Here is a 13816-nt window from a genome sequence, read left to right as displayed (position 1 = left end):
TAAAGGAAGCCCTTTAGAGGCCTTGAAACTCTGACCTGCTGTAGCCCTGCAGATACAACAACGCCGTCAGATCACCGTGATTTATGCGGACATCACATTCGGCAGCGACCGAAGGCTTGGCGTGCAGCGCGACACCCGTCCCCGCCCGGCCCAACATGCCAAGATCATTGGCCCCGTCACCAACGGCGATTGCATCACTTTCTGAAATGCCAAGGCTGGCCGTGATCTGCTCCAATGCCTCGATTTTGGCCTGTCGCCCCAGAATGGGCCGCTTCACGTCGCCGGTAAGCTTGCCATCCTCTGCCAGCAATGTATTCGCCCGGTTCTCATCAAACCCAAGCGCATCGGCGACCTTGGCGGTAAAAGCGGTAAAACCACCCGATACCAAAGCAGCGTAGGCACCATTCGCGCGCATCGTGGAAAGTAAGGCCTTACCGCCGGGCATCAGCGTGATCCGTTCCTCAAGAACCTTGCCGATCACGCCTTCATCCAGCCCCTTCAACAGTCCGACGCGCTCGGTCAGCGCACCTTCGAAATCCAGTTCGCCATTCATCGCGCGCGCAGTGATGTCCTTGACCCGATCGCCCACCCCGGCCTCATCAGCCAGTTCGTCGATGCATTCCTGTTGGATCATCGTGCTGTCCATATCCGCCAACAGCATCTTTTTCCGGCGGCCTTTAGCCTTCTGCACGACCAGGTCCACGCCCATCTGTTGCAGATCGGCCCAGACGTCCCAGCGATTTTCGGGGATTTCTGGCAGGGTAATCTCGGCCGCCTCTTCAGGGCTGAGCCAGCTTGCCTCACCCCCGCCCCAAGCATTCCGCAACGACTCGACCAGCGTTGCCTCCAGCGAAGGGGTCGCTGGGTTGGTCAGCAAAGTGGCTATGTACATGTCGGGCCTCCGGTTAGCACACCTGCGGGATATCGCAGGTGCAGCATTTTCACCAGAGGCAGTTGGCCTAGCCCAGAATACCCGGCAGCCGCAGCCCATGTTCGCGGGCGCAGTCTTTGGCGATCTCGTACCCCGCATCCGCGTGGCGCCACACCCCCGAGGCGGGATCGTTCCACAACACCCGCTCCAGGCGCCGTGCGGCATCTTCGGTGCCATCTGCACAGATCACCACACCTGCGTGCTGGCTGAAACCCATGCCAACGCCGCCGCCATGATGTAACGAGACCCAGGTCGCACCGCTGGCCGTATTGATCAGCGCATTCAGCAGCGGCCAGTCCGACACAGCGTCTGAGCCATCCAGCATCGCCTCGGTCTCACGGTTCGGGCTGGCGACCGAGCCAGAGTCCAGATGGTCTCGCCCAATGACAACTGGCGCTTTCAGCTCGCCATTGGCTACCATTTCGTTGAAGGCCAATCCGGCGCGATGGCGATCGCCGAGGCCGATCCAGCAAATACGTGCGGGCAGACCCTGAAACGCGATGCGTTCCTGCGCCATGTCCAGCCAGCGATGCAGGTGTTCGTTCTCGGGGAACAGCTCCTTCATCTTGGCGTCAGTTTTGTAGATATCCTCGGGGTCACCAGACAGGGCGCACCAGCGGAACGGGCCGATGCCCTTGCAGAACAACGGGCGGATATAGGCGGGGACAAAGCCGGGGAAGGCAAAGGCATTCTCAAGCCCTTCGTCCTGCGCCACCTGCCGGATGTTGTTGCCATAGTCGAGCGTCGGAACGCCTGCGTTCCAGAAATCGACCATCGCAGCCACATGCTGCTTCATCGACGCACGGGCAGCTTTTTCAACCGATTTAGGATCAGTTTCACGCTTGTCTTTCCACTGCGCCATGCCCCAGCCGATGGGCAGATACCCATTGATCGGGTCATGGGCGCTGGTTTGGTCAGTAACGATATCGGGGCGCATGCCACCGGCCTGCATCCGCGCGTAAATCTCGGGGAACACCTCCGCCGCATTGCCCAGCAGACCCACAGATTTCGCCTCGCCCGCCTTTGTCCAGCGGTCGATCATCTCAAGCGCTTCGTCCAGCGTTTCGGCTTTTTCGTCGAGATACTTGGTGCGCAGGCGGAAATCGATCGAGTCTGGATTGCACTCAACTGCCAGACAACTGGCACCGGCAAACACCGCTGCTAGAGGCTGTGCGCCACCCATGCCGCCCAGACCACCGGTCAAAATCCACTTGCCAGTAAGGTCACCGCCATAGTGCTGACGACCTGCCTCGGCAAAGGTCTCATAGGTGCCCTGAACGATGCCCTGCGTACCGATATAGATCCACGACCCAGCCGTCATCTGGCCGTACATCATCAAGCCCTTCTTATCGAGCTCGTTAAAATGATCCCAATTGGCCCAATGCGGCACGATGTTCGAGTTGGCGATTAGAACGCGCGGTGCATCTTTATGAGTACGGATGATCGCCACCGGTTTGCCCGACTGGACAATCAGGGTTTCATCCTCTTCGAGATCCTTCAGCCCTGCGACGATCCGGTCGAAATCGTTCCATGTCCGCGCCGCCCGACCGATGCCTCCATAAACCACCAGCTCATGCGGGTTTTCGGCCACATCCGGATGCAGGTTGTTCATCATCATCCGCAATGGCGCTTCGGTCAGCCAGCTTTTTGCGTTCAGTTCGGGGCCGGTGGGCGGATAGATATCGCGGGTATTCTTGCGAGGATCGGTCATGTCAAAGCTCCAATGCAGTGTCTTGGATGGCGTCGAGAGTATCCACCAACCAGCGACGCAGGCGTTCGGCTTTCTTGTCGTCAAACGCCCACGGAGGGGTTTCGGTGGAAAGATAGGTGGATTGCGCCAGCTCCATCTGGATCGCGTGCAGGCCTTCATTCGGGCGGCCATAGTGACGGGTCGTCCAGCCCCCTCGGAAGCGCCCGTTCAGGACGGTGCTGTAGGGGGAGGAATGCGAAAATTCATAGGCCGCGGCCTCAATACCGGGGGCGCAGGTCACGCCACCATCGGTGCCGATGTTCATATCCGGCAGGGTACCTTCGAACAGGAACGGGATCTTGCTGCGGATCGAGTGGCAGTCAAACAGGATCGCCACCCCGTGTTTTGCCCGCACCCTTTCAAGCTCTTGCTCAAGCGCGTTGTGGTAGGGCGCGTGGTAGGCGATGCGACGCGATTCAATCTCGTCTGCTGAGGGCTCTTGCCCCTCTACCCAGATCGACTGACCGTCAAAATCGGTCAATGGCACCAATGTTGTCGTATTCTGCCCCGGATATAATGATGCGCCCGCAGGGTCTCGGTTGGCGTCAATGACATAGCGGTGGACATGAGATTGCACGACCGTCGCATTGGCCACCAACCCATCGTAGAGCTGATTGATATGCCAATCCGTATCCGCCAAAATTTGCCCGTTCGCGTTCAGTCGCGCGGCGATGTCGTCGGGTACAAACGTGCCGCCATGCGGTTGGCCCAGAACAATAGGCCCATCGCCACGCTGAACGCTGAAAACTTGCATTACGACAGCTCCGGCATGGGCTGGGCAGCTGCCTGCAGAATAGTTCCGCTTTCGACTAGGGATTTCGCGGTTTCCAATTCGGGCGCCAGATAGCGATCATCGCCTAGCGACGGGATGTCCTCGCGCAAGCGCCCAACTACACTGTTCAGTGCTTTGCTGGTAGCCAGAGGCGCACGAAACTCGATGCCTTGCGCTGCGCAGAGCAATTCGATCCCCAAAATATAGTTCAGATTGTCCACCATCCGGCTCAGCCGCCGCGCCCCGTGTGCAGCCATCGAGACGTGGTCTTCCTGGTTGGCCGATGTGGGCGTGCTGTCTGTCACGCAGGGGTTGGCCAGGTGCTTGTTTTCGCTCATCAGAGCGGCCGTAGTGACCTCAGCGATCATCAGGCCCGAGTTCAGCCCTGGCTCTGGCGTCAGGAATGGTGGCAGATCAAAGCTGAGCGTAGGATCGACCATCAGCGCGATCCGACGTTGCGCGATTGCTCCAATTTCGGACAGGGCCAGTGCGATCATATCGGCGGCAAAACCCACCGGCTCAGCGTGGAAGTTCCCGCCCGATACGATGGCATCCGGATCGGTCAGAACCAGTGGGTTGTCGGTGGCCGCGTTGGCCTCGATCACCAGTGTTGCGGCAGCTTGCCGGATTACGTCCATCGCCGCGCCCGACACCTGTGGCTGGCACCGGATGCAGTATGGATCCTGTACCCGCGTATCCCCTTCGCGATGACTTTCGCGGATTTCAGAGCCGTCCAGTGTGGCTCGCATCGCCGCTGCTGCCTCGATCTGGCCGCGATGCCCGCGCAGCGCGTGAATTTCGGGTTGCAGAGGGGCGGTGGAGCCCATGATCGCATCCGTTGAGGCCGCCGAAATCACCAACGCGTTTTGCGCCGAACGCCAGCCCTCGAACAAACCGGCCAGCGCAAAGGCGGTCGAAAATTGTGTCCCGTTGATGAACGCGAGACCTTCCTTTGGGCCAAGTTGAATCGCCTCTAAGCCAACTGTTTTCAAGGCCGCCGCACCCGGCATAACGGAGCCATTTACCTCAGCCTCGCCCTCGCCAATCACAACTGCGGTCATATGGGCCAGCGGCGCAAGATCTCCTGATGCGCCGACCGAACCCTGCGCCGGGATCACAGGTGTCACACCGCGGGCCAGCATTTGTTGCAGCAATTCGACAAGCTCCCAGCGAACCCCCGACGCTCCGCGCCCGAAGGACAGCAGCTTGAGCGACATCATCAGCCGCGCCAGACGACGCGGCACGGCCGGACCCACCCCGCAACAATGGCTGAGGATCAGATTGCGCTGCAGGATCGAGGTGTCCTTGGCCGCAATTTTATGGCTCGCCAGCTTACCGAAGCCAGTATTCACGCCATAAACAGGCTCAGTCCCTTCGGCGGCTTGCGCTATACGAGCCGCAGCGGCGTCTACCTTGGGTCGGCAGGCATCATCCAACGAGATCGCGGCCTCGGTCCAATAAATCTCGGCCAATTGATCCAGCGACACCTGGCCCGGAGTGAGCGGTAGGGGAGTCATTCCTCACCTCCAAAAATACGTTTGTGCAGAGGGTTGAAACCGATGCGATAAGACAGCTCGGCCGGATGGGTCACGTCCCAGATGGCGAGATCAGCACGCAAACCGGGTGCGATCATGCCCGTATCTTCCAGACCCAAGGCGCGCGCCGCGACGCGGGTGACGCCTGCCAGGGCTTCCTCGGGTGTCATGCGAAACAAGGTGCAACCCATGTTCATCGTCAAAAGCAGAGAGGTCAGCGGTGATGACCCCGGATTGCAATCGGTCGCCAGCGCCATTGGCACATTCTGCTGGCGCAACATCTCAACTGGCGGCATCTGCGTCTCGCGCAGCGTGTAGAATGCACCGGGCAAAAGGACCGCAACCGTTCCGGCGGTGGCCATGGCAGCAACACCGTCGGCGTCCAGATACTCGATATGATCAGCGGACAGAGCCCCGTGGGCTGCCGCCAGCTTTGCCCCGCCGAGGTTAGACAACTGCTCAGCATGCAGCTTCACCGGCAAGTCAAGCTCTTGCGCGACAACAAAAACCCGTTCGATCTGTGTGGGGTCAAAGGCAATGCCTTCGCAGAACCCATCCACCGCGTCCACCAGTCCTTCGGCATGGGCCGCGCGTAGGGTCGGAATGCAAACCTCATCGATATAGGCATCGTCGCGGCCCGCAAATTCCGGCGGAGTGGCGTGTGCGCCCAGAAAGCTGGTGTTAACCCGAACGGGCCGCTCCTGCGCAATCCGGCGCGCGGCACGCAGCATGCGCAGTTCGGATTCGGTATCCAACCCATAGCCGGACTTCACTTCGATGCAGGACACACCTTCGGCCAACAGCGCATCCACGCGCGGAAGAGCACCTGCCAGCAGCTCATCTTCTGTTGCCGCCCGCGTGCCGTTTACGGTCGACAGGATGCCCCCGCCCGCGCGCGCGATTTCCTCGTAGGTCGCTCCGTTTAGGCGCATCTCGAATTCAACCGCGCGGTTACCGCCGAATACTACATGGGTGTGGGCATCAATCAGCCCGGGCGTGATCAGTCGGTCCCCGTAATCAACACGCTGCCATTCAGCATAAGATGCTGGAACTTCAGATTGGCGGCCCACCCATACGATCTGCGATCCTTCGACGGCAATCGCGCCATCCTCAATCATCCCATAGGGCTGGTCGCCCCCCATGGTGGCCACCTGTTTGCTCCAAATTACGGTTTTTTTCTTCATGGCGATTCTTTTGGGCTCCCCCTGCGCTTGATTTTTTCGTATACGGGTAAATACATAAAGTCTACACAAAATGGAATTGCGATGACGGTTCATGCCAAAACGGCCCTGTTAGGCTCTGACTGGGTTAGCGATCTTCGGGTTGAAATCGAACACGGTCGGATCACGAAGCTGGAACACGGGAAAGACGCCCATCCAAGCGACACCCGTGTCGATGTCCTGCTTCCCGCTTTGGCCAACCTGCACAGCCACGCCTTTCAGCGCGCCATGGCCGGTATGACCGAAACCCGCGCTGCCGGGCGCGAAAGCTTTTGGACCTGGCGCACCCTGATGTACCGCTTTCTGGATCGCCTCACCCCTGAGCACATCGAAGCCATCGCTGCACTGGTTTTCATGGAAATGCAGGAGGCCGGGTATGCCTCGGTCGGGGAATTTCACTATGTCCACCAACAACCCGGCGGTGCGCCCTATACGCAGCTTTCCGAGCTGAGCCAGCGCATCTTTTCGGCAGCAAGCCAAACCGGGATTGGCCTGACGCATCTGCCGGTGCTCTACACCTATGGCGGCGTCAAACAAGAGCCGCTAGCAGGTGGTCAGTTACGCTTCAGCAATGATGTGGATCGGTTTTTGCAGCTTACTGAAGAGTGCCAACCGCTTCTGCCCCACGCAGATAGTCAGATTGGCATCGCGCCGCATTCCTTGCGCGCGACCTCACCGGATGACCTGCAGCAGGTGCTCAAGGCAACTCCTAACGGCCCGGTGCATATCCATATCTCGGAACAAGTGAAGGAGGTCGCGGATGTCGAGGCCGCTCTGGGTCAGCGTCCGGTGGATTGGTTGTTGAACAACGTGGACGTGAACGAGCGCTGGTGCCTGATCCACGCCACCCACATGACCGATGATGAAACACGCGCCCTCGCCCAATCCGGAGCGGTGGCAGGTCTCTGCCCGATCACTGAGGCCAATCTGGGCGATGGCATCTTCAATGGGGCTGTCTATACCGACGCCGGAGGTGCCTTTGGTGTCGGATCAGACTCGAATGTACGCATTTCACTGCCTGAGGAGTTGCGGACGCTGGAATATTCCCAAAGGTTGCGTGACAAAGCGCGCACGGTTTTGGTGCGCGGCGAAGGATCGGTTGGTCAGGCTCTTTATAACGGGGCCGCACGAGGTGGAGCGCAAGCCCTTGGGCGCGCGGCTGGAAATATAGCTGTGGGTCACCTTGCCGATCTGGTCGCAATCGATCGCAGCCACCCAACTCTGTGCAGTCTGCGCGACGATCAACTGCTTGACGGGCTCTGCTTTGCGGCGCCAGACGGAACTGTGACCGATTTGTGGTCTGCCGGGCGACATCAAGTGTGCGGAGGGCGGCACATCGCTCGCGATGCGATCCTGACCAATTATCGCGCGGCGATGAGTGACCTGCTGGCGGACCTTTGAATCATGACCCAGACAAGCGATACCACCAGCTACAAAGACATTAAGCAAACCGTCCTGCAACGCATCCGATCCGGCGAATGGCAACCGGATGCCCTGCTTCCCAATGAGCAAGAGCTTGCGGTGGAATTTTCGTGCACCCGCACCACAGTCAACCGTGCGCTGCGGGAACTGGCGGATGAAGGGTTTCTGGAAAGGCGTCGAAAGGCGGGCACCCGGGTTCTCAGCGCGCCGCAGCGTCAGGCACGATTCACCATTCCACTGGTCCGTGATGAGATTGAAGCTGCGGGCGGCATCTATCGCTATGCGCTGGTATCGCATGAAACACAGACCGCTCCCGATTGGCTGACGGCTCGTCTGGCCCTGCGCGTGGATCAGCGAGTCATGCAGGTGCGATGCATGCATTTTTCCACCAACACACCCTTTCAGTTCGAGGACCGCTGGATCGTGATCGACAGCGTACCGCAAGTGGAACAGGCCGATTTCTCAAGTATCGGACCGAATGACTGGCTGGTGCAAACCGTCCCTTTCACAAATGTCGAGCTAACATTTCTAGCCAGCCGCGCTGACGCCACATTGGCCGGGTTTTTAGATGTGTCCGAAGGAGAGCCCGTCTTTACGGCAGAGCGCATCACATGGCTGCAAGGTCAGCCGGTGACCTTCGCCAAAATGTACTTTGCAGCGGGCTACCGGATGACCACCGAATTCTGATTTTCCGGGCTTTACCCCCTGCCATTTACGAGACAGAGTTCCAGCGTCGGATGGAAAGGAAACCGGGATGGGCAACCCGCTCTATGATCGTTTGTTTGGCATTCATGCGGGCAAGGACACGCCGTTTCTGCATCTCGCCGATGGTCAGACACTGACCCATGCCGCGTTTCTGGACACGGCAGCCCGTTTGGCCAATGCGCTGACCGGACTGGAACTGGAACCGGGAGACCGTGTCGCAGTGCAGGTGGAGAAGTCCGCCGAAGCACTGGCGCTTTATGCCGCCTGTGTCCAGGCGGGGCTGATCTTTCTACCCCTCAACACGGGCTACACGACGCAAGAGCTCAGCTATTTCATCGAAAATAGCGGCGCATCTCTGGTGGTCTGCGACGCGGCCAACGAGGCTGGGCTTGCTGATATCGCACAAAAGAACAACGCCCGGTTAGAGACGCTGAACGCGGACGGTTCGGGTAGCCTGACACGGCGTGCGTTGGGGATGCTTCCTGCCTTTGAACCGGTCCGCCGGACCGAGGACGATCTGGCCGCTTTCCTCTATACTTCGGGCACGACCGGACGCTCGAAAGGGGCGATGCTGACGCAAGCCAATCTGCTATCGAACGCGGAGACTCTGGTAAACGAGTGGCAGTTTACGAACAGCGACGTGCTGCTCCACGCACTTCCGACTTTTCACACCCATGGGCTGTTTGTTGCGACCAATGTCATGCTCGCCTCGGGTGGATCGATGATCTTTCTGCCCAAATTCGACCTGGACGACATGCTACGTCTGATGCCTCAGGCAACGACGATGATGGGCGTACCAACCTTCTACACCCGGCTGCTGAGCGACCAACGGTTCACGCGGGAGCTGACGCAGGATATGAGGCTGTTCATTTCAGGATCGGCACCTTTGCTGGCAGACACGCATGTTCAATTCGAAGACCGGACCGGCCATCGCATTCTGGAACGCTACGGAATGACCGAAACCAACATGAATACGTCAAACCCATACGACGGCGAGCGCCGCGCAGGAACCGTTGGATTTCCCTTGCCAGATGTCGAATTGAAGGTCACGGACCCTGAATCGGGGGAGACTCTGCCAAATGGTGAAATCGGGATCATCGAAGTACGCGGCCCCAACGTGTTTCAGGGCTATTGGCAAATGCCCGAGAAAACCGCCGCCGAACTGCGCGAAAATGGGTTCTTCATCACCGGTGATCTGGGACGGATCGACGAGGATGGATATGTCCACATCGTCGGACGCGGGAAGGACCTGATCATCTCAGGGGGGTACAACATTTACCCTAAAGAGATCGAGCTGCTGCTGGATGAACAACCCGGCGTGCTGGAGAGCGCGGTGATCGGCGTACCCCACCCGGATTTTGGAGAAACCCCGGTTGGCATTCTGGTTCCGAACCCCGGTCAGACGCCTGATATCGAAGCGATCATGGATACGATACAGGGTGCTTTGGCCCGTTATAAACATCCCCGCCAACTGATCCTGCTTAACGAACTGCCGCGTAATACAATGGGCAAGGTGCAAAAAAACATCCTGCGTGACCGCTGCAAAGACCTGTTCACAGAGTCCTGATCGTCAGGGCAAAAGCGCAACGCGGCCCTTGTCCGTCAGCAACCAGCAATCCCGACCTTCAAACACCGCAACGCCTACCGGGCGGCCATACCCTGCACCACTATCCAGATTGATGCGATTACCATAATGCGTCGCTTGATCCACTGGCGTATGTCCATGGACGATAAGCTTCGGATGCGGGCCACGGTGATTGTGAAAGCTCTGCCGGATCCACACCAGATCATTTTCCCGTTGTTCGCTCAGCGGTATTCCGGGCCGGATGCCTGCGTGAACAAACGCAATCTCTGGCGTCTGATGCATGGCTACGAGCCCCTGCAGAAACATCCGATGCGCCACAGGAACCGCGCCCCGTGCAATGGCATGTAGATCCTCTAGGCGCGTCTGCTGATCGAAGAACACGTCATAGCTTTGAAGTGTTTCGACACCACCCAACCGCTCGTGCAGCCAATGATATCCTACCAACATATGCGGATCGTGACGTGGCACATCCTCCAGAAACCACGAAAACATCCGGTCATGATTGCCTAGCAGGGTGACCCAGCGCCTGCCCGCATCACGTCCTGCGATCAAACGGTCAATGACGCCCCTGCTATCTGGGCCTCGATCGACGTAATCACCCAAAAACACGATTTCGGCGTCCGGACCACCATCGCGCTCGATCAGCGACAATGCGCGGTCAAACTCGTCCACACGCCCGTGCAAATCACCGATTGCGTAGATCGGGTTGGTCATCTGGTTCCCCTCGGGCATCTGCGACTGCTGCACTTCTGACGCAAATACGACTCTTTGAAAAGGCGATGCCCGCGCTTTGCACAAGCCCGGGCATCAATCTGTTTCAGAAATTCAACAGCGACACTCAGGCCACCTCAAACTCCAGTGGCTTGATCTGGGTAAACAGACCGGTTTCCGCCAGCTGCGCGCGCGCTTCAGCCGGAACTGGTTCGTCGACGTATAACAGCGCGATCGCTTCGCCTCCCGCCTCAGCACGACCAAGGGTAAAGTTCGCGATGTTCACACCATGCGTGCCCATAGTTTGCCCCAAGGCACCGATGATGCCTGGCACATCCTCGTTGGTGGTATAAAGCATGTGGGCGCCAACCTCGGCGTCGATATTGATGCCTTTGATCTGAATAAAGCGCGGCTTGCCGTCACTGAACACGGTTCCCCCGATCGAACGTTCGCGTTTCCCGGTCACGACGGTCACCTTGATATAGCCTTCAAAGGCTCCGGACTTATCCTGATTGGTGGTCGAGATTTGAATCCCCCGCTCTTTGGCCACGACCGGAGCAGAAACCATATTCACCTCGGGGTTGAATTTCTTCATGATTCCAGCGATCACCGAACAGTTCAGCGCCGCCAGGTTCATCTCGGCCGCAACGCCATCATAAAGGATGTTGATCGCCTTGATCGGTTCGTCCGTCATCTGACCAATGAAACTGCCCAAATGGCCAGCCAACTTGATCCATGGCCCCATGACCTTGGCCTCTTCCGCCGTAACGCTTGGCATGTTCAGCGCGTTTTCGACCGCGCCGGTCAGCAGGTAGTTCGAAATTTGCTCGGCCACCTGCAACGCCACGTTCTCCTGCGCTTCGGTCGTTGCAGCGCCAAGGTGAGGTGTGCACACCACATTGGGCAGATTGAACAGCGCGTTCTCTTTGGCAGGCTCCTCGCTGAACACATCAAAAGCCGCCCCGGCGACATGTCCCGACTGCAACGCCTCCGCCAGCGCGTCTTCGTCGACCAAACCCCCGCGCGCGCAGTTGACAATGCGCACACCGGGTTTGGTTTTGGCAAGGTTCTCGCGGCTCAGAATGTTACGAGTCTGGTCGGTCAGCGGCACGTGCAGAGTAATAAAGTCAGCACGCGACAGCAGCTCGTCCAGCTCGACCTTTTCAACGCCCATCTTGGCGGCTTTCTCTTCGCCGAGATAGGGATCATAGGCGACAACCTTCATCTTTAACCCCAGCGCACGCTCGCAAACGATGCCGCCGATATTACCCGCGCCGATCACGCCGAGTGTTTTGTTGGTCAGCTCGATCCCCATGAACTTGGACTTTTCCCACTTGCCCGCATGGGTCGAAGTGCTGGCCTCGGGAATTTGCCGTGCGACCGCGAACATCATCGCAATGGCGTGCTCGGCTGTAGTGATCATATTGCCGAATGGCGTGTTCATCACGATCACACCTTTTTTCGACGCCGCATCCTTGTCGATATTATCGGTGCCGATCCCAGCACGGCCAATGACTTTAAGCTTGTCCGCTTTATCAAGAATGGTTGGCGTGACCTTGGTGGCCGAGCGGATCGCAAGGCCATCATACTGGCCGATTACCTCGGCCAATTTGTCTTTGTCCTTACCCAGATCGGGCATGAAATCCACATCAATGCCGCGATCACGGAAGATCTGCACGGCGGTTTCGCTGAGCTTGTCAGATACGAGTACTTTGGGGGCCATATCTTTGGTCCTTGAATTGTATGGAAGCTCCGGGCCTTGGGTGGCCCGGCAATAACATCAGGCAGCTTCAGTCTGCGCCGCGATCTCGGTCTCGAAGGCCCATGCGAGCCATGGCAACATCGCCTCTATATCCGAGGTCTCGACCGTGCCACCGCACCAGATGCGCAAACCCGCAGGGGCATCGCGATAGGCACCAATATCCAGTGCGATGTTTTCGACTTCGAGCCGTTTGGCCACGGCCTTGGCAAAAGCCGAACCATCCTGAATACGCGCGTCGGTAAACTTCAGGCAGACCGAGGTATTGGACCGTGTCGCCGCGTCTTCCGCCAGATTTGCAATCCAGCCATTCTGGTCGCAGAACGCGTGCACTGCGCCAGCATTGGCATCCGCGCGGGCAATCAGTCCTTCAAAGCCACCGACGGATCGCGCCCAATCCAGCGCAAAAAGGTAGTCCTCAACCGCAAGCATCGACGGCGTGTTGATGGTGGCCCCGGTGAAGATGCCTTCGATCAGCTTGCCACCTTTGGTCAGGCGGAAAATCTTGGGCAGGGGCCATGCTGGGGTGTAGCTCTCCAAGCGTTCGACCGCACGCGGCGACAGAATCAGCATCCCATGAGCCGCCTCACCACCCAGAACCTTCTGCCAGCTGAACGTGGTCACATCCAGCTTGTCCCAGGGCAAGTCCATCGCAAAGGCCGCCGAGGTTGCGTCACAGATCGTAAGACCCTGACGATCATCGGCAATCCAGTCGCCATTCGGAACCCGCACACCCGAGGTGGTACCGTTCCAAGTAAACACTACATCATTGGCGAAATCGACGGACACGAGGTCGACGATTTGCCCGTAATCGGCAGTTTTCACATCCGCGTCGATTTTCAGCTGCTTGATCACATCGGTCACCCAACCCGCGCCAAAGCTTTCCCAGGCCAGCATCTCGACCTTGCGCTCACCCAGAAGCGACCACAGCGCCATCTCAACCGCACCGGTGTCTGAGGCAGGTACGATGCCGATGCGATAATCCGCTGGAATACCCAGAATCTCGCGCGTGCCTTCAATGGCCGCCTTCAGCTTGTCCTTACCAACAGCAGCACGATGCGAACGGCCCAAGGCCGCGTCCGCCAGTTTGGTCAGATCAAATGTGGGGGGTTTGGCACAAGGGCCCGAAGAAAAACGCGGATTGGCCGGCCGCGTCGCCGGTTGTTCGATTGTCATCTGTATTACCCTTCCAGATACACGCCCCTCGTTGGGGAGGGGTGTCCCACGGATAGGGGTATGGCTCCTTCGCACCTGCAGCAAGCGAAAAAGACCCATCGACCGTTAAAAACGACATCTTAAAGGGTATCAAATCGGGACAGAGGTTTCCGATGAGCGAAAAACCCGCCGGTAGTCCGGCGGGTTTTTGTTTGTGTATTACTCTGCGGCTTCTTCGTATTCTGACATGGGCGGGCATGTGCAGATGAGG

General features: G+C 58.5%; 11 protein-coding genes. 3 read left to right on the top strand and 8 right to left on the bottom strand.

Annotated features, from left to right (window positions below; genetic code table 11):
- Positions 1-13 precede the first annotated feature (13 nt).
- From serB to hutI, 5 genes are all read right to left on the bottom strand, one after another.
- A complete protein-coding gene (gene serB, locus ACR0JR_RS13225) occupies positions 14-892 on the bottom strand; it encodes a phosphoserine phosphatase SerB (protein WP_480456542.1) in 879 nt (292 codons plus the stop codon).
- Positions 893-959: 67 nt separating this feature from the next.
- Positions 960-2642: a urocanate hydratase gene (gene hutU, locus ACR0JR_RS13220; RefSeq protein WP_480456540.1), complete on the bottom strand. Its 1683-nt coding sequence runs from the start codon at positions 2640-2642 to the stop codon at positions 960-962.
- A 1-nt stretch (position 2643) separates the two neighbouring features.
- Complete coding sequence (gene hutG, locus ACR0JR_RS13215) at positions 2644-3435, bottom strand: N-formylglutamate deformylase (RefSeq protein WP_480456539.1); 792 nt, start codon at positions 3433-3435, stop codon at positions 2644-2646.
- Positions 3435-4970, bottom strand: coding sequence for a histidine ammonia-lyase (gene hutH / locus ACR0JR_RS13210; protein WP_480456538.1), 1536 nt, complete (start codon positions 4968-4970; stop codon positions 3435-3437). Before hutH ends, hutG begins: the two co-directional genes overlap by 1 nt.
- Complete coding sequence (gene hutI / locus ACR0JR_RS13205; protein WP_480456537.1) at positions 4967-6172, bottom strand: imidazolonepropionase; 1206 nt, start codon at positions 6170-6172, stop codon at positions 4967-4969. Before hutI ends, hutH begins: the two co-directional genes overlap by 4 nt.
- A gap of 81 nt (positions 6173-6253) precedes the next feature.
- Here hutI and ACR0JR_RS13200 point away from each other — a divergent pair, with 81 nt between their 5' ends.
- The 3 genes from ACR0JR_RS13200 to ACR0JR_RS13190 all read left to right on the top strand — a co-directional run bounded on the left by ACR0JR_RS13200 (position 6254) and on the right by ACR0JR_RS13190 (position 9902).
- The gene (locus ACR0JR_RS13200) at positions 6254-7609 is read left to right on the top strand and encodes a formimidoylglutamate deiminase (protein ID WP_480456536.1); all 1356 of its coding nucleotides are present in this window, start codon (positions 6254-6256) and stop codon (positions 7607-7609) included.
- 3 nt (positions 7610-7612) lie between these two features.
- Entirely contained in the window at positions 7613-8317 is a 705-nt protein-coding gene (locus ACR0JR_RS13195; RefSeq protein ID WP_480456535.1) for a GntR family transcriptional regulator, read from the top strand.
- Between the two features lie 67 nt (positions 8318-8384).
- The gene (locus ACR0JR_RS13190; protein WP_480456534.1) at positions 8385-9902 is read left to right on the top strand and encodes a malonate--CoA ligase; all 1518 of its coding nucleotides are present in this window, start codon (positions 8385-8387) and stop codon (positions 9900-9902) included.
- Positions 9903-9905: 3 nt separating this feature from the next.
- On the opposite strand, the gene ACR0JR_RS13185 is transcribed toward ACR0JR_RS13190, so the two are convergent.
- The 3 genes from ACR0JR_RS13185 to ACR0JR_RS13175 all read right to left on the bottom strand — a co-directional run bounded on the left by ACR0JR_RS13185 (position 9906) and on the right by ACR0JR_RS13175 (position 13566).
- A complete protein-coding gene (locus tag ACR0JR_RS13185; RefSeq protein WP_480456533.1) occupies positions 9906-10634 on the bottom strand; it encodes a metallophosphoesterase family protein in 729 nt (242 codons plus the stop codon).
- 124 nt (positions 10635-10758) lie between these two features.
- On the bottom strand, positions 10759-12354 hold the full coding sequence (gene serA / locus ACR0JR_RS13180) for a phosphoglycerate dehydrogenase (protein ID WP_480456532.1): 1596 nt from the start codon (positions 12352-12354) through the stop codon (positions 10759-10761).
- A 57-nt stretch (positions 12355-12411) separates the two neighbouring features.
- A complete protein-coding gene (locus ACR0JR_RS13175; protein ID WP_480456531.1) occupies positions 12412-13566 on the bottom strand; it encodes a phosphoserine transaminase in 1155 nt (384 codons plus the stop codon).
- Between the last annotated feature and the right edge of the window lie 250 nt (positions 13567-13816).

It is taken from the genome of Ruegeria sp. AA3 (assembly GCF_056542905.1).
The sequence above is the reverse complement of the archived record's forward strand: the minus strand, read 5'-3'. Positions and strand labels throughout refer to the sequence as shown.

What these genes read in the sequence shown, in the direction of transcription:
- ACR0JR_RS13190 (WP_480456534.1), top strand. Translation starts at nt 8,385, where the DNA reads ATGGGCAACCCGCTCTATGATCGTTTGTTTGGCATTCATGCGGGCAAG.
- hutU (WP_480456540.1), bottom strand. Translation starts at nt 2,642, where the DNA reads ATGACCGATCCTCGCAAGAATACCCGCGATATCTATCCGCCCACCGGC.
- ACR0JR_RS13195 (WP_480456535.1), top strand. Translation starts at nt 7,613, where the DNA reads ATGACCCAGACAAGCGATACCACCAGCTACAAAGACATTAAGCAAACC.
- hutG (WP_480456539.1), bottom strand. Translation starts at nt 3,435, where the DNA reads ATGCAAGTTTTCAGCGTTCAGCGTGGCGATGGGCCTATTGTTCTGGGC.
- serB (WP_480456542.1), bottom strand. Translation starts at nt 892, where the DNA reads ATGTACATAGCCACTTTGCTGACCAACCCAGCGACCCCTTCGCTGGAG.
- hutI (WP_480456537.1), bottom strand. Translation starts at nt 6,172, where the DNA reads ATGAAGAAAAAAACCGTAATTTGGAGCAAACAGGTGGCCACCATGGGG.
- ACR0JR_RS13200 (WP_480456536.1), top strand. Translation starts at nt 6,254, where the DNA reads ATGACGGTTCATGCCAAAACGGCCCTGTTAGGCTCTGACTGGGTTAGC.
- hutH (WP_480456538.1), bottom strand. Translation starts at nt 4,970, where the DNA reads ATGACTCCCCTACCGCTCACTCCGGGCCAGGTGTCGCTGGATCAATTG.
- ACR0JR_RS13185 (WP_480456533.1), bottom strand. Translation starts at nt 10,634, where the DNA reads ATGACCAACCCGATCTACGCAATCGGTGATTTGCACGGGCGTGTGGAC.
- ACR0JR_RS13175 (WP_480456531.1), bottom strand. Translation starts at nt 13,566, where the DNA reads ATGACAATCGAACAACCGGCGACGCGGCCGGCCAATCCGCGTTTTTCT.
- serA (WP_480456532.1), bottom strand. Translation starts at nt 12,354, where the DNA reads ATGGCCCCCAAAGTACTCGTATCTGACAAGCTCAGCGAAACCGCCGTG.